At 61.5% G+C, this 17,954-nt stretch carries 14 protein-coding genes and 1 tRNA gene; 5 read left to right on the top strand and 10 right to left on the bottom strand.

Annotated elements, in window-relative coordinates:
- Positions 1–26: 26 nt before the first annotated feature.
- From H9L06_RS08610 to H9L06_RS08575, 9 genes are all read right to left on the bottom strand, one after another.
- Positions 27–6,095, bottom strand: coding sequence for an Ig-like domain-containing protein (locus H9L06_RS08610; protein WP_246454341.1), 6,069 nt, complete (start codon positions 6,093–6,095; stop codon positions 27–29).
- Entirely contained in the window at positions 6,092–7,246 is a 1,155-nt protein-coding gene (locus tag H9L06_RS08605) for a serine/threonine-protein kinase (protein ID WP_343069237.1), read from the bottom strand. The genes H9L06_RS08610 and H9L06_RS08605 overlap by 4 nt, the downstream gene beginning before the upstream one ends.
- A 160-nt stretch (positions 7,247–7,406) precedes the next feature.
- Positions 7,407–8,096 carry a 50S ribosomal protein L1 gene (gene rplA, locus H9L06_RS08600; protein WP_187554798.1) on the bottom strand — a complete coding sequence of 230 codons (690 nt, stop codon included), beginning with the start codon at positions 8,094–8,096 and terminating at the stop codon, positions 7,407–7,409.
- A 12-nt stretch (positions 8,097–8,108) separates the two neighbouring features.
- Positions 8,109–8,537 (bottom strand): 50S ribosomal protein L11, encoded by a 429-nt coding sequence (rplK, locus tag H9L06_RS08595; protein ID WP_187554797.1) that lies wholly within the window; start codon positions 8,535–8,537, stop codon positions 8,109–8,111.
- A gap of 122 nt (positions 8,538–8,659) precedes the next feature.
- Positions 8,660–8,731, bottom strand: a tRNA-Thr gene (locus H9L06_RS08590).
- A 67-nt stretch (positions 8,732–8,798) separates the two neighbouring features.
- Positions 8,799–10,127, bottom strand: a complete 1,329-nt coding sequence (locus H9L06_RS08585; RefSeq protein WP_246454339.1) for an alpha/beta hydrolase — start codon at positions 10,125–10,127, stop codon at positions 8,799–8,801.
- Complete coding sequence (locus H9L06_RS11795; protein ID WP_246454338.1) at positions 10,124–10,432, bottom strand: hypothetical protein; 309 nt, start codon at positions 10,430–10,432, stop codon at positions 10,124–10,126. Before H9L06_RS11795 ends, H9L06_RS08585 begins: the two co-directional genes overlap by 4 nt.
- An 11-nt stretch (positions 10,433–10,443) precedes the next feature.
- On the bottom strand, positions 10,444–11,631 hold the full coding sequence (locus tag H9L06_RS08580; protein WP_187554796.1) for a DNA polymerase III subunit delta': 1,188 nt from the start codon (positions 11,629–11,631) through the stop codon (positions 10,444–10,446).
- 65 nt (positions 11,632–11,696) lie between these two features.
- The gene (locus H9L06_RS08575; protein WP_187554795.1) at positions 11,697–12,326 is read right to left on the bottom strand and encodes a YigZ family protein; all 630 of its coding nucleotides are present in this window, start codon (positions 12,324–12,326) and stop codon (positions 11,697–11,699) included.
- 55 nt (positions 12,327–12,381) lie between these two features.
- On the opposite strand from H9L06_RS08575, the gene H9L06_RS08570 reads away from it, so the two are divergent.
- Positions 12,382–12,753, top strand: a complete 372-nt coding sequence (locus H9L06_RS08570; protein WP_187554794.1) for an RNA-binding S4 domain-containing protein — start codon at positions 12,382–12,384, stop codon at positions 12,751–12,753.
- Positions 12,754–12,761: 8 nt separating this feature from the next.
- Positions 12,762–13,706, top strand: a complete 945-nt coding sequence (locus H9L06_RS08565; RefSeq protein WP_246454336.1) for a 3-methyladenine DNA glycosylase — start codon at positions 12,762–12,764, stop codon at positions 13,704–13,706.
- Between the two features lie 49 nt (positions 13,707–13,755).
- Here the strand turns inward: H9L06_RS08565 and H9L06_RS08560 are convergent, their stop codons facing one another.
- Positions 13,756–14,889, bottom strand: a complete 1,134-nt coding sequence (locus H9L06_RS08560; protein WP_187554793.1) for an Rv2578c family radical SAM protein — start codon at positions 14,887–14,889, stop codon at positions 13,756–13,758.
- A gap of 184 nt (positions 14,890–15,073) precedes the next feature.
- Between H9L06_RS08560 and H9L06_RS08555 the strand changes: the two genes are divergently transcribed.
- The 3 genes from H9L06_RS08555 to H9L06_RS08545 are packed head-to-tail and all read left to right on the top strand — an operon-like array spanning position 15,074 to position 17,786.
- Positions 15,074–15,871 (top strand): ABC transporter ATP-binding protein, encoded by a 798-nt coding sequence (locus H9L06_RS08555; RefSeq protein ID WP_223165183.1) that lies wholly within the window; start codon positions 15,074–15,076, stop codon positions 15,869–15,871.
- Positions 15,868–16,704, top strand: a complete 837-nt coding sequence (locus tag H9L06_RS08550) for an ABC transporter permease (protein ID WP_187554792.1) — start codon at positions 15,868–15,870, stop codon at positions 16,702–16,704. The genes H9L06_RS08555 and H9L06_RS08550 overlap by 4 nt, the downstream gene beginning before the upstream one ends.
- Before the next feature lie 41 nt (positions 16,705–16,745).
- The gene (locus H9L06_RS08545) at positions 16,746–17,786 is read left to right on the top strand and encodes an ABC transporter substrate-binding protein (protein WP_187554791.1); all 1,041 of its coding nucleotides are present in this window, start codon (positions 16,746–16,748) and stop codon (positions 17,784–17,786) included.
- Positions 17,787–17,954: the final 168 nt, after the last annotated feature.

Below are 17,954 nucleotides of genomic sequence, written 5' to 3'. Positions count from 1 at the left end.
AGTTGTGGATCGCCTCGCGCCAAGCGCTACGGCGTCGGCTCGGGTTCTGGTTCAGGCTCTGGCGGTGGGTTACATCCGGTGCCCTGCAGCACGAGTGGTGCGAGTGCGCTGAAGCTGCCGCCCCAGGTGATCTTTAGTTCACCGGTCGCTTCGTTGCCTACTACCGAAGCGAATGGTGCTGCAGCCGACGAGATGTTCACGACGTCTACCGCCGCATTGCCCTCGGGCACACACGCGCCAGTGAGTTGAGCACTGACAACCGTGGGAGCGCCTGTCCACGTAAGAGTGTGCCATGCAGAACAGCTGGTCTCGTCACTGGTATCAAAACACTGCCGCACTCGAATATCGGCCGCACTGTCTTGAGAGTGCGTGAAGGAGCTTGAAATCACGCCCCCCGTTTCATACTGAAGCACAGCACCCTCATCGGCAACCGGGGACGCCTCGGAGGTTACAAGATAGCTTCCCTGAGTTACCGGAGGGGTTGGTGCTGCAGTGCCGATCGAGAATGAAAGCTGGCCGCTCGGTACCGGCACTGTGCCACCACCGGTGAGGCCTGGATAACCGAATCCCGAGACCTCATCGAAGCCGTAGCCGTTATGTACACACGCGCGAATGTTGTGCTGATTGTAGTTCCTCAATTCGCTGAATGTGACCTTGGCCATTCCGTAGGAGTTGTAGTCCGTTGGGCAGGCGTCGGGGAACCCGTTGCGCTTGATCTGATAGCTGTATCGCAGCTCATTGGTACTGAAACTGCTGTTGGCTCCAGACATTTGCGCGGTGAGCGTGTTGCGATCTGGCGATTCGATTATGAGCGATCCCGCGACAGGCTTACCTGCAACGTTTACGGTCTCGTTTGCCGCACGGCCTTCACCTGGAAGACCCTTTGGTGGCTGATGCTTGCTCAGCGAAACGACTGAAAAGTTCTGGCCGCCAATTGGCACCGTCAACTTGCCATGTACGTTTCGACCAGAGAATTCTTGCGTAACCCCGCCAACCGAGACTCGGTATCCCGCGACATCATGTTCGCCAGCGAGGTCGAACTCAATAACGCCCTGAGACTGCGTCACTTCGTTGCCTGGAACTGACCGCAGGTTCGAAATCGTGGGCGGATTCGGGGTCTTATACGCCCAGGCGGTCGCGGGAGACGACGGATCCGACTTGCCAACGGCGTTGATCGCTCTAGCAACGAACTGGTGCTGCGATCCATTCTCAAGTCCCGACACAACGCACTGATAGCTCGCTGGACCCGCGGGACTACACGTACTCGATCCTGCGCCGGTCACTTCGACTCCGGTCAGCGACGGGTGGGCGCTCTGCGCCGCGCCAAGTTCTACGACGAAGGTGATGCTGTTGCCGCTGTAGCTCTGCGGAGTCAGGCTCGCGGGTGCGCGAGGTACGCCCTGAGCGTCGAACTCGATGCTGCCCGAGCCTACGCGATCTTGGGCATCGCGCACCGTGTATCCGACGGTGCACTTGCCGCCCGGTCCGCGGTTGTCTGGCCAGGCGACCGTTACGCCGCGGTCGCTCGCCTTCGACACCGTGCCATATGAGCACCCGGTCGAATTCACGGTGTCGAGCGTGAGCCCACCACCTGTCTTCCCAGCGAACGGATCGTACTCCCCTGGCGCACCGATAACGTCTGTGCCACAGCTTGAGCCGACAGTACAGGTGAGATTCACGGTGCCGCCTCGCGGCTGATCCTTCGGAGCCTCGCCAATGCGCAGCGTGAGCGGTGCCTGCGACTGCCCCTCACCCGTCACCGAAACCGTGAGGCCGTCTTGGCTGCCAGGCACTCCATCCGCGCGAGCGGTGACGGTGAGACTCGAGCCTGACTGGCTGCGCTCGAAGAGCGATCCACCGCCTGTGACCGAGAATGCGAGCTTCGATACATCGCCCTCACGGTTGCCCTGCCAGTTGACCATGTCGAGAAGGTCAATGGTCTCTGAGGTGCCGGGGGCAACCGTGCGCGTGAGTGCGCCGAGTTGAACAACCGGTGCTCGGGGCACGACTATCACTGCGACCGGGAGTTGGGTCCAGTTCTTCTGGCCAACGAGTCGAACACTGATGAGGCACGTGTCCTCCCACGGCCCTTCTGCCCCGGCGGTGTACCGGATCTCTTCAGCGGAAACTGCCTCACACGTCGCGTTCGATCGACCGACCGGGAAACGTTCTTGCGAAACTTCGACTCGGTCTGACTGCGTGAGATCGAGCAGTGAGCGAACCTTTGCTGACACCGATTTGTTCTCGTCGACCGACAGTGGGGAGAGCCCAGGTTTGAGGGTGACTCGAAGCTCATCGAGAGGTGGAATGATGAGGAACCCGTAACTGGTGACCTCTGCACCCGACGCATCGATTCCAGCAAGCTTGAACGCGACTAGGTCACCATTGGGGTTGTATTCGCCCACAATGTTGTTGCCGCTCACGCGGTACCCGTCGTTGTTGCCGCCCCACAGAGAAAGGTCGAGTGCAGCGGGGTCTCCCGCGCTCCACCGAATCTTGTCTGTGATGACGTCAACTCCGCCTGCCGAGAGCTCGGAGCGCTCGCGCACATTGAGCACGGTGTCAGTCACGGTAGGCGCCTGCGCCCCCACGCGTTCAGAGGTCTGCACGAGTAGCAGGCCGTCTGCGGTGCTCGACGTCTCTGACGACTGCACCGTGTATCGGTACGACACCGTTCCGAGCTCATCGCCCGGGGTGATCGAGATGAGACCGCGCTTCAGCTTCGAGATGTCAAGCCGGTCGAGCAGTCGCGCATAGTCCGGGTGAGCCTGACCTCCCGGAACATTCGGCACAATCTCGAGAATCTCAAGTTGACCATTCGCCGGGTCAATGTCGTTATCGAGCGGGCGTACGACGACGGGTTCTTCTGCTCCCACAGCGATGCGCACGTAATCGCTCGAGGCGATCGGTGCTCCGGCGTCATTGTTCGCGGCTGTCACGATGATGCGGAGCTGGCCCTCTGCCGATCCACCCTGACCGTCGCGCACGGTGTAATTGACGGTCGTGAGCCCTGGTTCTGCCTGTGGAGATGCCGCTACCGCAATCGCGGTGCCCGACGCGGCAATGCTCGCAGAGAGTTGTGGCGTATCAATGGGGTTGACTCCAATGAGCCGCACCCGGTCGCCGTCTGGGTCGACGCCAGAGAGCGGCACCTGCACCTGGCTCTGTTCGCCCGCGGCAACGCGAGTGGTCACCGTCGCCGGTTGTGGATCTTGGTTCGCACCACTCGGGAGTACGGTTACCGTGACCGTACCCACGTCGCCAGCGGCGGGGTTCGACGCACCGTAGGTTGTGTAGCTAAGTCGGTACGTGCCCGGTTGCTTTGGCGCGAGGTAGCGCAGGGTGCTTCCAGACGCGAATGCGAGCTCGCCGCTCGTTCCCGATCCCGTCACCTGTGGGTGCAAAATGAGTCGCTCACCGGGAGCCGCAACGTCGTTGTCGAGCACTCGAATATCGACGACGGACCCCGCACGAACCGTCGCTGAGTCTGCGACCGCGATGGCGCCCGCGGCGCTGTTCTCGTCAACCTGGAACACGGTCAATCGGCCCTGAGCGCCTACCGATCCCTCGGCCACCGTCACATCGATCGAACCAATACGGCCGGCCGCACCGTCGCTCGTGCTTCCGGCGACGCGCACCCTCGCATGCTCGATCACGTCGGCCCGAAGTTCACCGTCAACCACGGTCGCCGACTGCACCGATAGCGCCCTCGATGATGAGCCAGGAATTGCGTCGAGAATCTCAACCGTCGTATCCGAGAGCGGTCTGACGAATGCCCTGAGCGGCGGAAGAGTGAGTGGCGCAGAGCTTGGATTCGCGGTTACGCGAATGAGCCCGGAGAATTCGGCACCTGTGACCGTGTCGCGGAGCCCAACCGAAAGCATCGCCTCACCCGCGGCTGAAGCCGTGACCTCGATGCTGTTGTTCGAGGTCTTCGCGTTTGCCTTCACTCGATCCGTGCCGCTCTGCAAGTTCACGTCGACGAGTTGGAACGACCCCGATCCACCGGCCACACGATCGAGCGGAGTGAGTCTCGTTGGCGAACCAACCTCAATCGTGCTCGCCATCGGCGAGAACTCGGCAGCGGCCCCCGGTTGCACCGAAATCTGCAGGTCACGCTTGTGCTCAGCACTCTTGCCGTCACGCACGGTGAGCCGAAGCATGACCTCGGAAGCACCAGCGTTCACATCAGTGTGGCGAACGGCGAGGCGACCGTCGGCGGTCACGAGGGCGGTTGCGGGATCTTCTGGCCTCAGCGTCTCGACCGCGGTGAGCAACATGGGGTCGCCCTCGGGGTCGACCCACCCCTCAAGAATCGGATAGACGAGCGTGCCGCCCGGCGTGAGTGGTGGCACTGCCCAAGTTCGCTGGCAACCGTCAACCGGGCACCATGCTGGTGCGGTGTTCCGCTCTTCATCTACGGCCGAAACGGTAACGGTTGCGGGGGCCGATGTGAGCCCACCGTCAGTCAGGCGATAGGTAAAACTTGCAGTGCCACTCGCGTCTGCATTCGGGCGGATCATGAGCGATTGTCCATCAGGAGCAAGCTCAATGACGCCAAACTCTTCTGGCAACGCGTTCTCGCCGAGCGAGTCAGGCACGATCGTGAGCACGTCGCGTTTATTCGCGTCGAAGTCGTTGAGGAGCACGGGGAGCGGAGCGGGCTCTCCCGCTCGCACACCAAACTCGTCGTTTACAGCGGTCGGGGCTACCTCGGTCGTCACCTCTTCGACAACGACGGTTCCCTGGTCTTCTTTCGGCGGGTCCGAGATTGTCCACTGTGAGAGCGGAATGAGGTTGCCCTCCGGCAGTGTCCACAGCATTCCCGTGCGTGTCTCGCCGAGCACCGCACGATCACCATTGGTGTAAACCACTGGGTTGACCTCACCAAGGTCGGTGGCCGAAGCGTCGAACTCGAGCACACGAGTGTCGCTTTCGGAACTCCAGAGTGTTCCATCGCTCTGCCCGATCCACGCTGCAAAACGAACGCCGCCAACCGAGCGAGGCTGCGAGGGCGTGCCCTCTGCCTCGGCGATGCGCTCGGCGTTGCCCTGCTGCGAAACTCGCCACAGGCCAGAGATATCTGCAACTAACGCAGCGCTGCCCCCACCGGCTCCGGGCCCATCGCCCTCGCCACTCGCTTGCAATACGCCAGCTCCCTCGAGTTCGAGTGTGACTGATTCGCCGCCCTCGCGCCAGAGTGCGCCGGTTTCTCCGTCAAGCAGTACCCAGTCGCCCGCCACGAGTGCGAGCTGCGCTGATTCAAGCTGCGCAGCGGCCTCGGGTACTTCGATCGCGTCGCCCACGAACTCGCTGCGCACCGTGTCGTACCGCCAGATCGTGCCATCGGTCGCCGAGTACATTGCCGCGATGCCGTTCGGGGCGAGCGCAATTGCTGACGCCCGAAAGCCGAGCACTTCGGTCTCTGCTGCTTCGGTGTCGGTTGCCTCTGACTCCGCTTCTGCCGCAGCTCGTGCCTCGGCCGCCTCATCAGCGAGTGGATCAATTTGTTCCATCGCCTGGAGTCGCCAGGCCAGGTCGGGGTTGCCGCCCACTGCACCGGTCTCGGCAATTGTGCCAACGAACACTGCCCCGTCTTCGGTGCGAAGAAGCACCGAATTTCCGGCGGTGATCACGTCGCGCGTGCCATCTGGCATACGCACAGCCTCTGTCGCCTCAGAAGACTGGCTGACGGTCTCGGCAGTCGCATCCGACTCATTCTCGGGTGCGGCACCCGCCGATCCCGCCGACTCGACAAAGTCTTCGGGCTTTGCCGCGTTTACTGGCCACGCGTTGCCGTTACCATTCGCAAGCACCACGCTCTCAGAACCAATTTGGAGCACACCGCTCGGTTCCACGACCTTGCGAACCGTATCGATCTCGCCGGTCTCGGTGTTTACACGCGCGTATTGACCAGCTTCTCGAGTGACCCAAACATTGGGTTCCTTGCGCTCGACCTCTTGCGCGTCGAAGCCACTCGAAATAATGGCGATAGTGACGACGAGTGCCGTGACCGCGCCACCCGCGATCCAGCCGCGAGCTTTGGCCCAGCGACGTTTCGCCTGAGACCGCCGTTCGTCTATAGACGCACTCACGGGGTCGCTCCAATCAGTGCCCAAATCACAGCGCCCACCGCGGCGATGCCTGCAATAGCGATTCCGGCGCCGATGAGACCTGCGCGAAGAGGCGAAGTGCCTTTGCGATCGAGAATCAAACCGTCTTTGTCGGTACCGCGAAGCTGCGCGAACTGATCGCCACGAGCCTCTGCCCTTGCATCAGCACGAGTCTTTCGACCGACGCTCGAAATCACGGGGCCTCTCGTGCCCGCAGCTACCGATTCGGTGCGGGGCAACCATGCCTCTGCAACGATCTCGAGCGGTGTCACATCGAACCCGTACCCGCGCTGCAGCTGCTGCAGCGCCTCCCCGAATTCGGCCATCGAGGTAAATCGGTCTTCGGGGTTCTTGCTCAGCGCACGCGCAAGCACGCGGTCGAACGCTTCGTAACCCTGCGCACCCTTGATCGGTGGATACACGGCCTTGTTAATGCGTTCGGTGAGCTTCGACCTGGAGTTTTGACGGCGGTCAGGCAGCTCGAATGGTGAGTGCCCGGCAGCAAATGAGTACAGTGTTGCGCCGAGCGACCACACCTCGCTCGGCACTGATCCGCTCACGCGCATCTGCAAGACCTCGGGCGCAGACCACGGAATCGACATCGCGACCTCGGCCTCTTCAACCTGGCCTCGCTTCGTCACGTAGGCAATGCCGAAGTCTGCGAGCACCGGCTTGCCGATGGTGGTGAGCAGCACGTTCGAAGGCTTGATGTCTCTGTGAAGCACGCCTGCCCGGTGCGCGGTTTCGAGTGCGCCCGCAATGCGCACGCCCGCGTCGAGCACATCAGCGAGCGCCGCTGGTCTGCCCTTGGTCAACGACCCCATCGATGCGGGGCAATACTCCATAGCGATGTACGGTGCGCCATCGAGCGAAATGCTCGCCTGGTAAATAGTGACGATAGAGGGGTGGCTTGAAAGCCTCGCCATCACGTCGGCTTCACCCTCGAAGACCTCTCGAAGCCGTTCGGTCTCTTGCGTGCCGCTGCCCGCGCTCAAGACCTTGACTGCAACGACCCGTCGCGGCATGTCTTGCTCATAGTGGTACACCTGCGCGAAACCGCCGGAACCCAGCGGGCGCACATAGTCAAACCCTGGTACTCGTGGAGGGCTCTGCTGCTGCCGTTCAGCCATCATCTCGGCAGACGAGACTGGGTCGCGCGATGACGAACAGGGCAACTACAGGCATGGTCTCCATCCTAAGTGGTGACAGTGAACGCGGGCCAAATTCTCAGGGCTTGTGGATAAGCCGACGGCCCCTACTGCGTGTGCAGAAGGGGCCGTCGCCGTAAGTGTCTTACAGACCTGAAACGTCGAGCGGAATGCCCGGGCCGAAAGTGGTCGAGACGGCACCCTTGGTGACGTACTTACCCTTCGCCGAAGCAGGCTTCAGGCGAACGAGCTCGTCGAGCACCGAGGTGATGTTATCGTTCAGCTGCTCTTCCGAGAACGAAGCCTTGCCCACAATGAAGTGCACGTTAGCGTGCTTGTCAACGCGGAACTCGATCTTGCCGCCCTTGATGTCAGAAACAGCCTTTGCCGTGTCCATGGTGACGGTGCCGGTCTTCGGGTTTGGCATAAGACCGCGGGGGCCGAGTACCTTACCGAGACGACCGACCTTGCCCATGAGCTCGGGGGTTGCGACTGCTGAATCGAAGTCGGTGTAGCCAGCGGCCACCTTCTCGATGAGCTCGTCGCCGCCGACCTCGTCAGCACCCGCTGCGAGGGCTGCTTCAGCAGCAGCGCCGTTTGCGAACACGATGACGCGAGCGGTCTTGCCCGTGCCGTGTGGGAGGTTCACGGTGCCGCGAACCATCTGGTCTGCCTTGCGGGGGTCAACGCTGAGCTTCACTGCAACCTCAACGGTTGAGTCAGTCTTTGTGGATCCCGTCTGCTTCGCGAGGGCTACTGCCTCAGCGGGAGTGTAAAACTTGTCTGCCTGAATCTTCTCGGCAGCGGCGCGGTACGCCTTTGACTTCTGTGCCATTTGCGTCTCCCCTTACTCGACCGTGATGCCCATGGAGCGAGCGGTGCCCGCGATGATCTTCGCTGCCGCGTCGACGTCGTTCGCATTGAGATCGGCCTGCTTCTGCTCGGCGATCTGGCGAACCTGCTCTGCGGTGACCTTCGCAACCTTAACGGTGTGCGGGGTGCCCGAGCCCTTCTGTACGCCAGCTGCCTTCTTGAGAAGCTCAGCTGCCGGTGGGGTCTTCAAGACAAAGTCGAATGAGCGGTCTTCGTAAACCGTGATCTCGACGGGGACGATGTTGCCGCGCTGGGATTCTGTAGCCGCGTTGTACGCCTTGCAGAATTCCATGATGTTAACGCCGTGCTGACCCAGGGCAGGACCCACGGGGGGTGCCGGGTTCGCGGCGCCGGCTGCGATCTGAAGCTTGATCAGACCGGTAACCTTCTTGGCTTTTGCCATGATTGTTTCCTTTCCTCGAACGTGCGCGGTTGCGCCCGCTCTCCCGCCTCGTCGGCCGATCCGGCGCGCGGTAGTGTGAGCCACAAGGGCTCCGGCTTCTCATGCACTGCATGATCTACCCGAGCCGACTTCGGGATTTGAACCCGAGACCTGTTCTTTACGAGGGAACTGCTCTACCCCTGAGCTAAGTCGGCGTGGCGCGATTGGGATCGCACACAAACGATAACTCTACCACGTGTTCCGGGTGAATTTCACCTTGCATCACCTGCAGACAAGACCGTTTTCGGGAGTGGTGCCGTCGAGCAGGTAGGACTCAACTACCCGATCCACGCACGAGTTCTTGCCGTAGGCAGTGTGCCCCTCGCCCTCGAGACTTACGAGCACTCCGTTCTCAAGGTTCTCAGCGAGATCGACTGCCCATTGATACGGGGTCGCGGGGTCACCGGTTGTTCCCAAAACCAGAATTGGATCTGAACCACGCGCCGTAACTTTGTCGCGCGACTCAACGCCCGGGTAGGGCCAGCCCGCACAGCTCAGGTCGCCGTACCCCTGAAATTTGCCTATCGTGGGGGCGAGTTGCTCAAGCTCTGCGGCCTCGCGTTTCATTCGTTCTGGATCGGCGTCTCGCGGATAGTCCAGACAGTTGATTGCCGAAAATGCGACCGTTGAATTGTCCTCGTAGGTGCCATCAACTCGCCCATAGTACGAATCCGCAAGCGCGAACGCGAAGTCTGCGTCACCCTCGGCAACACTCGCGAACAGCGTGTTTAGGTAGCCCCAGTTCGACTGCGAGTACAGCGGGGTGATGATCGCGGTGAGCAGAGTTGATGAACCCAGGAGCCTCCCGTCCGTAGCGCGGATCGGCTCGTCATCGACGGCTTCGAGCACGGACCGAATGCGGGTCATCGCCGCATCAACTGCCGCCTCGACCGAGGCTGATTTGCCTGTCGCCGATCCACCAACTACCGACCCGCTGAGCGGGCAGTCTTCGCCAGACAGACACCAAGCTGCGTAGCTTCGCAGCGCGCTTTCAAAGCCGCGAGTCTGCTCTCGCACCACATCAGCGAGCGTCGCAGACGGCGAGAGTACCCCGTCGAGTACCATGCGCCCGACCCGTTCGGGGTAAGTCTCCGCGTATCTCGCGCCGATGAACGTGCCGTAGGAATAGCCAAGATAATGTAGCTGCTCGTCGCCAGCAATTTCGCGGAGCATATCGAGATCGCGCACCGTTGAGTTCGTGTCGACATACCCCAGGAGTGGCCCAGTGTTTTCCTGACAGGCGGCGCCAAATGCGGTGGACTCTTCGGTCGCCGCCGCGATCCACTCGGCACTGCCACGCTCGAGATCGACGGAATCATCGTCGATACCGAACAAGAACTCGTCCATCTCAGCGTCGTCGAAGCAGTTCACCGCACTTGAGGCGCCCACGCCTCGCGGGTCCCACCCGATCACGTCGTAGTCTCGCTGCAGCGCCGTGCCGACCGCGCCGTCGATGTTGTTACGCACGTAGTTCGCACCCGAGGCTCCCGGACCACCCGGGTTCACAAAGAGGGTGCCGATCGGGTCGCCGCCAGTCGCTGCTTGCTTCACGAGTCGCAGTCGGATCGTGCCCGAATCTGGCTCCCCCAGTTCAGCGGGGCGCGCACGTCAGCGCATACCTTGCCGTTTCCGCAGTCTTCCCACCGCGGGCTCTGATCGCCGAAGTTGCCGCCAGTCGGCACCTCGTCAGGGAGTTCGAGTTGGAGTTCAGTGAGCGGGGTGAGCGTCGGGGCAGGCTGGAATGCACGCCACACCCCTGTGAGGGACACGACAAGCCCCACGACGATCACTATCGCCGCGATAGGGATGAGCCAGCGCAGCGGTCGGCGCATAGGCTCGTCGTCGCCCTCACTCATCGGGTTCTCTTCTAGGATTCGAGCACCCCGCTGTCGGCCATGACGATGCGGGCAAACAGCGCCTCGAGCACGAGACCGGGAGTGATCTGGCTCGCGAGCCTCACCCGTGCTTCTTCGACCGCAGACACAACGGCGAGCGCCTGCTCTGGGCTCCAACGATCGCCGAGTTCGCGGATCGCCTCCCCCGCTTCCTCATTGATCAGGTTCGCAGTGCTACCACCACCGGCACTGCCGCCACCCTCACCAATGGCGCCAAGGCTTGTGAGCAGCACATCTCGGTAGAGCGAAAGCAGATCGGTCAGGATGCGATCGACGCCGTCTCTCAGGCTGCGCTTGCGACGCCTGCCCTGGTCCTCCTCGAGCGCCTTCATCTGTGAGCGAAGCTTCGGAGGAATCGCAGCACCAGGAGCGATTCCGAGGTTTCGCATCGCGGCTTCGCGCTCGCTCGAGTCAAGCTGTTCGGTCAGCGCGTCGGCGTCTGCCTGCGCGATCGAGATGAGCGAAGCGGCAACCGCCATCGCGTCACCGAGCGTGCGCGCGCCGAGGGCCCCATTGATCGTGTTCGACCGCCGATCCATCGCCTCGGGATCGCTCGCAAGTCGCTTCGCCATGCCGATGTGACTCTGTGCGAGTCGGGCCGCTCGCTCAGCGAGCGCAGGGTCGATACCATCGCGCTCAACGAGCAGCCTCGCCACGTCGGCGGCACTCGGGGTGACGAGCCTGAGTGAACGAGCACGCGAGCGAATCGTTGGCAGCAGGTCGGCCTCGCTCGGGGCGCAGAGCACCCAAATTGTGCGCTCGGGCGGCTCCTCGATCGCTTTCAGAAGCACATTCGACGTGCGCTCGGCCATGCGATCTGCGTCTTCAACAACAATGACGCGGTACCTACCCTCACTCGGCGAGTAGTGCGCGGTCGTCACAATGTCGCGGCCTGCACCGATGGTGATGACTGCCGCCTGCGTCGTGAGCTGCGCAAAGTCAGGGTGCGTCGCTGCACGAACCTGCGCGTACACCCGGTCGCGATCTGCCTCACTGCGCGCAATAAGCGCCGCAGCAAACCGATATGCGAGGTTCGAACGCCCCGAGCCCGGAGGGCCCGTGATGAGCCAAGCGTGAGCCGGTGTTCCCCCCGGTGCTGCCGCGCGCTCGAGCACCTCAACGGCTTGCGGCTGCCCCACGATCTCGGACCAAAAGTTCATGTCGCAAGGCTACCGCCTGCGACTGACATCAAGCCTTGCGATCCACACCGCAAGACAGCCCCCAACTATGCGAGATCGACGAACCTCGCCTCGCCCGTCTGCACATCGGCGCCGCCCGCGCTGAGTTCTGCGGCGAGCGCGCGCAGTGGATCGATCTCCGACTCTGCCACCGCGAATCTCTGCAGCACAGTGTCGGTGTAGTCGGCGTCGCCAACTGCGTAGCGGCGACGCCTCGCCTCTGCTTCAATTTGCGCGGCGACCTCGTAACTTGATCGCACCGCGACCTCGCGTCGCATGCCGCGCCTCACCCGCCTCGCTTCGAGCACCGCGCCAGCGACGGCGGATCGGTAGGCGCGCGTGAGGCCACCCGCCCCGAGCAGCACCCCACCGAAGTACCTGGTCACGACGGCGACCACGTCGCTCAGGCCAGCAGACACTAACGCGTCGAGCATCGGCGCGCCCGCGGTTCCGCTCGGCTCTCCGTCGTCGTTCGATCGCTGAACGCGACCATCGGGGCCAATCACGAACGCAGAGCAGTGGTGCCTCGCCCGCGGATACTCACTCCGCACCCCCGCGATGACCTCACGCGCGGTCTCTTCACTATCGACGCGCTCGAGGCGGGTGAGAAACCGCGACCGCGAGATCTCAATCTCGGTGTCAACGCGAGACGCGATCGTTTCGTATTCCTCAGCCACTCATCTATCGTGGCATGGTGGCGAGCTTTCAAGCATGCTCGCGTACGATCGAACCGTGGAATCAGTGCGCATCGACAGTTGGGTGTGGGCCGCGAGGCTCGCGAAGACCCGCAGTCAGGCGACGGCTGCGTGCCGGGCCGGACACGTGCGCATCAATGACGTCGCCGCGAAGGCATCGCAACCGGTGCGCGTCGGCGATGAGGTACGCGTTCGTTTGCACGGCTTCGACCGTATATATAGGGTGACTGGCCTCGCGATTCGCCGCGGCAGCGCCGCCGAAGCTGCCAAGTACTTCGAAGATCTCACGCCGCCGCCCCTGCCCCGCGTCGAGCGGCCCGCAGACATCATTCGCGATCGCGGCGCTGGTCGCCCGACGAAGCGCGAGCGGCGCGAGATTGATCGGCTGCGCGGGCGGGACACGGAGTGAGCGTCAGGGTGAGTCGCAGCACGGGCCCCGGTTCGGGCAACGCAACGCTTGAGCGCAGCACATCTGCCGTGCTCGAGGCGGCAGATTGGCGCGCACGTGAGGCCGAGCACCAGGCACGCGCAGACGCTCTTTCTGCAACTCACCGTGCCCGCCGCTCGCGCGGCGAGACGCACCCGATCGAAGACTTTCTCTGGACCTACTACACGATCTCTCCGGGCGAGCTGCGCAAGTGGCATCCGGGCGTTGGTGCCTCGCTCGAAGGCGCGGTGGATCGCGAGACGTGGCGCTACTACCGCGTCGATGGCGGATCCGCCTCTGTTGACCTCGACGCCTACTTTGCGAAGCGCGGCGCGACCGTCTCATATATAGAGGAGCTACTCTCGTCGACGCTCGAACGCACGCCACAGTTCGGGTGCTTTGGGTTGCACGAATGGGCAATGGTGTATCGGTTGACGCCGGAGCAGATCCGCCACACTCGTCTGCCGCTGCGCATTGGCCACGAGGCCACCGACGCGGTCGTCGAGTCGAACCCGATCTCGTGCAGCCACTTTGACGCGTACCGTTTCTTTACTCCTGCGGCGGGGCCCTTGAATAAACTGGCGCCCACCCGCGAGAACCAGCGAGACACCGAGCAGTCTGCCTGCCTGCACGCAGGCATGGATGTGTACAAGTGGGCTGGCAAGCTCGGCCCGATCATTCCTGGCGAGCTGTTGCTTGACGCGTTCGAGCTCGCCCGTGATATTCGCGTCGTAGACATGCAAGCCTCACCCTATGACGTGAGCGGGTTCACCGACCACGCAGGAGTTCCGCTCGAGCCGATTGCGATCGAGACCCCCGAGGGCAAGCGCGAGTATGTGCGGCGCCAGCGCGGATTTGCTGAGCGCGGGAATGCGCTTCGGGCGCGGGTGCTTGATGCGATCGCGGTTGCTCGGGTTGCCGCGGGCGAGGCCTGATCAGTCGCGAATCGGCTCCATTCCCGTGGACACCTAGGTCGCGCCAGGTTCAAAAGAGTGTCGGCGCAGGAGCACCGGGGGCTTCGATCGAGGGCGTCTCGAATAAATTGAGCATGGGCGCGGCTTGGCCTGCCGTGGTCGTTGCCGAACCCATTGGTGGGTAGGGGTCACGACTGCGACCCGATCCGCGCTGCGGCTCGAGGCCATAACGGCGTATGAGGGGGCGGATCCGCGCCGCGAGATCTATGCGGTACGCCTGCGTCGCCTTGCTCGAAGCACCAGGGTAAAGCTTGCGGTACTGCGGCAGGAGCTCTGGGTGTTCCCGCTCAAGCCAGGCGAAGAACCACGGCTTCACGTGTGACCTGAGGTGCAGCGCACCGTACTGCACCGATCGCGCACCCGCGTCTCGAATGTCGCGGAGGAGCGCGTTCAGGTGTGCGGGCGAGTCAGTGAGGTGCGGCAGCACCGGCATGACGAACACATCGGGTTCGAAACCAGCATCGCGTGCAGCGGCAATCGTGTCGAGCCTTGCCTTCGTCGTCGGGGTTCCGGGCTCAATTGATTGCTGCAGTTCTGGATCACCAACCGCAATCGACATTGCAAGGTGCACCCGCACCCGATCCGCCGCGTCGACGAGAGCGGGAAGATCGCGCCGCAGCAGCGTGCCCTTCGTAAGAATTGAGAACGGTGTTCGGCTGCGCGCAAGCTGCTCGATGATGCCGGGCATGAGCTTGTACCGGCCCTCCGCACGCTGGTAGGGGTCGGTGTTCGTGCCGAGCGCTACGGTTTCACGCTGCCACGATGGCTTCGCGAGCTCGCGCCCGAGCACCTCAGCGACATTCACCTTCACCACAATCTGCGAATCGAAGTCTTTGCCCGTGTCGAAGTCGAGGTATCGATGGGAGCCGCGAGCGAAACAGTACACACACGCATGGGAGCAGCCACGGTACGGATTGATGGTCCAGGAGAATGGCATCGACGAGCCCTGCGGCACCTTGTTCAATGCACTCTTCGCAAGCACCTCGTGGAACACCGCGCCAGCGAACTCCGGCGTACGTACCGTGCGAAGGTGCCCGGGAAGCGCCGCCACTTCGGCCAGCTCAAGCCCAGGGAGCGCCGACGGCTCAAACGCCTGGTCAAGTTGAGCCGCACCCTGCGTAACTCGCTGCTCATTCCACCTCATGCAAGTATTCGAACATATGTTCGAATAAATCACAAGCCAGGCATGTCAGTTGGCTGGGTCTGATATGTGCATAACCTCCAAACATGGGCACATTCTTATCAAAGTGTGATTCTGAACTTCCATATATCAAGAACTTTGAATACACTTCCGGAAGTAGCTATCAGCTAGAGGCAAAGGAGCTTCCGTGGCACAGGACAGTATTTCGGCCCATTCCATTGGAATGACGTTCACACGACAGGGCGTACAACATGAGGTACTCAGCGAGCTGAATATCGAGATCCCGTCAGGCGGGTTCGTCTCGCTGCTCGGCCCCTCTGGGTGCGGCAAGAGCACCCTGCTGAAGATCCTTGGAGGGCTACAGGCTCCGAGTACCGGCAGCGTACGCATCGGCGATGACGACGTTATGACTGCGGTCAAGAAGGGCAAGATCGGCCTCGTCCAGCAGAAGGCCGCGCTCCTCCCCTGGAAGACAGCGCTCGACAATGCTGCATTTCTCATCGAGTTAAGCAAAGAGAAAGTCTCTCGAGTGGAAGCCCGCCGCCGCGCAATGGAAGCTCTCGAGATCGTCGGCCTCGGTCAGGCCGCAAACAAACTCCCGCATGAACTCTCTGGAGGCATGGCCCAGCGAGTCTCAATCGCGCGTGCACTCGCACTCGACCCTGCAATCCTGTACATGGATGAGCCTTTCGGTGCGCTTGATGCGATTACCAGAGACCAGATGAACACGCTCCTCCAAGAGCTCTGGCAGACCACCGGCAAGACTGTTGTCTTCGTCACACACTCCATTTCCGAAGCGGTCTTCCTCTCTGACACCGTCCACATGATGGGTGCGAACCCGGGAAGAATCACACTCTCCCAAGGCATCGATCTCCCCCGCCCGCGTGACGGCAGGTCAAGCACCACAGCCGAATTTATTGCCTACGAAGACATCCTTCGTGAACAACTAGACCTCAATGTCGAGGCAGGAAGGAGCGCGGCATGACCTCCACCGATACCGTCGCGATCATCACGCGCAGCGCCAGACCAGTACGCAATAACTGGTTCCGCACCCAAGTCTCTGCGCTCTGGCCTCCCATCGTCGTAGCCGCGATTGTTCTCATTCTGTGGGAAGCAATCGTCGTGGTTTTCAACGTCTCAGAGTTTGTGATCGCCAAGCCGAGTGCGATCATCGCCGAAATGTTTACGGCCGCTCCCCTACTGCTCGATGGCACATGGGTGACGACCCAAGAAATTCTCTACGGCTTCCTGGTGAGTATCGCCATTGGCGTGAGTCTCGCGATCGTCGTCGTGCGCTTCAACTGGATCGAGCGCGCGGTGTACCCGCTCATTGTGCTCTTCCAAGTTGTGCCCAAGGTAGCTCTTGCCCCAATTTTCATTCTGTGGTTTGGGTACGGCCTGACTCCGAAGCTTTGGCTCATTGTTGTTATTGCGTTCTTCCCGATTACGCTCAATATGATCGTTGGACTCAAAGGATTCGATCCTGATCTCAAGGCACTCACGAATTCCATCGGCTCCACACGCAATCAATTTCTTTGGCGTGTTCAGTTTCCGACGTCACTCCCCAACCTGTTCGCTGGGCTTCGAATCGCTATCACGCTCTGTGTAATCGGTGCGGTTGTCGCGGAGTTCTCGGGCGCCTCAGCAGGGCTTGGATACCTCATCCAGTTCGCTTCGACACAGTTGGATACCCCACTGATGTTTGCGGCACTCACCGCAATTTCAATTCTTGGGCTTGTGCTCTACTACGCAATTAGTGCGCTTGAGTTACTCGCCGCAAAGTTCTACCCGCATATCAAGATCCAACCCGCAAACTAACTACTCTGTCATCTCACAATCACACAACAAAGGAGTTCATCGTGAAAAAGAGAATCCTCCCCGCACTGGCACTTGCCAGCGCAGCTGCACTGATCCTCACGGGTTGCAGCTCAAACGGCTCGTCAGAAGGAGACGGCGAGGCTGCGGTAGAGCTCGACCATGTCACAGTTCAGCTCGACTACGTTCCACGCGGAAATCACGCGATGTTCTTCGTCGGACAGGACCAGGGTTTCTTCGAAGAAGAGGGCATCGTCGTCGATGACATCATCAAGGGCACGGGATCGCCTGATGCCATGAGAATCGTTGGCACCGGCAAGGCCGACTTCGGCTTTGGTGACCTCCCAACGCTCGCAACCGCCCGTTCACAGGGTGTTGAAGTTACAGCTCTCGCAGCTGTAAACCAGTCGAGCCCACTCGGCATGTGCTCCCTCGCTGAGAATCACGAACTCAACACCGCTGAAGATCTCATTGGACTCAATGTTGGCGTACACCCTGCAGGGTCCACCTACATCTTCTGGCAAGCACTCCTCGCGGCAAACGGTATCGAAGGCAAGGTCAACGAACTCACCGTGACCCCTCCGTACGAGAGCTACCTGCTCACCGGCAACGTTGATGCAATCATTTGCTACATCGACGCCGAGGTGCCTGAGCTTGAGGCAAAGGCTGGCGGCCCGGGCAGCTTGAGCATCATGCTGGGATCCGAGAACGGCTACGACGTCTACGGATCAGGTATGTTCACGAGCCAGGCGCTCATTGATGACAACCCTGACCTCGTTGAGCGATTCACCCGCGCATACCTCAAGGCATTCCAGTGGACGATCGACAACCCAGAAGAAGCAGCAACGATTCTTGCGGCGTCGTCTGCTGAGCTGGCCGGCAAGGAGAGCATCTTCATCGAGCAGCTGCAGGCAGACATCGACTTCACATTTGAGAGCGACGCTACCGCGTCAGAAGGCCTCGGCACCATGCACGAGGACGTCTGGCAGAACACGATCGACGTACTCGCTAACCAGGGCGTCATTGAGACCGCACCTGAAGCTTCGTCAGTATTCGATATCTCGTTCCAGAAAGCAGCGCAGTAACCAATTAAAACTGCTTCCCCGGCCCGGCTTACGGTCTGGGGAAGCAGTTTTTTACGCGTGGATTACTCAGCTTATCCGCCGTGTGTTCCCCTCACCTTGCCTGTTTGCATTGAGGATCCACCAAGATCCATACCTGCGCGAGGAGCCCCTCATCAAGCTTCTTGACAT

This window comes from Leucobacter denitrificans (assembly GCF_014396385.1).
GTDB classification, from domain to species: domain Bacteria; phylum Actinomycetota; class Actinomycetes; order Actinomycetales; family Microbacteriaceae; genus Leucobacter; species Leucobacter denitrificans.
The sequence above is the reverse complement of the archived record's forward strand: the minus strand, read 5'-3'. Positions and strand labels throughout refer to the sequence as shown.

What these genes read in the sequence shown, in the direction of transcription:
- rplK (WP_187554797.1), bottom strand. Translation starts at nt 8,537, where the DNA reads ATGGCAAAAGCCAAGAAGGTTACCGGTCTGATCAAGCTTCAGATCGCA.
- H9L06_RS08580 (WP_187554796.1), bottom strand. Translation starts at nt 11,631, where the DNA reads ATGAACTTTTGGTCCGAGATCGTGGGGCAGCCGCAAGCCGTTGAGGTG.
- H9L06_RS08560 (WP_187554793.1), bottom strand. Translation starts at nt 14,889, where the DNA reads ATGAGGTGGAATGAGCAGCGAGTTACGCAGGGTGCGGCTCAACTTGAC.
- H9L06_RS08550 (WP_187554792.1), top strand. Translation starts at nt 15,868, where the DNA reads ATGACCTCCACCGATACCGTCGCGATCATCACGCGCAGCGCCAGACCA.
- H9L06_RS08605 (WP_343069237.1), bottom strand. Translation starts at nt 7,246, where the DNA reads ATGATGGCTGAACGGCAGCAGCAGAGCCCTCCACGAGTACCAGGGTTT.
- H9L06_RS11795 (WP_246454338.1), bottom strand. Translation starts at nt 10,432, where the DNA reads ATGAGTGAGGGCGACGACGAGCCTATGCGCCGACCGCTGCGCTGGCTC.
- rplA (WP_187554798.1), bottom strand. Translation starts at nt 8,096, where the DNA reads ATGGCACAGAAGTCAAAGGCGTACCGCGCCGCTGCCGAGAAGATTCAG.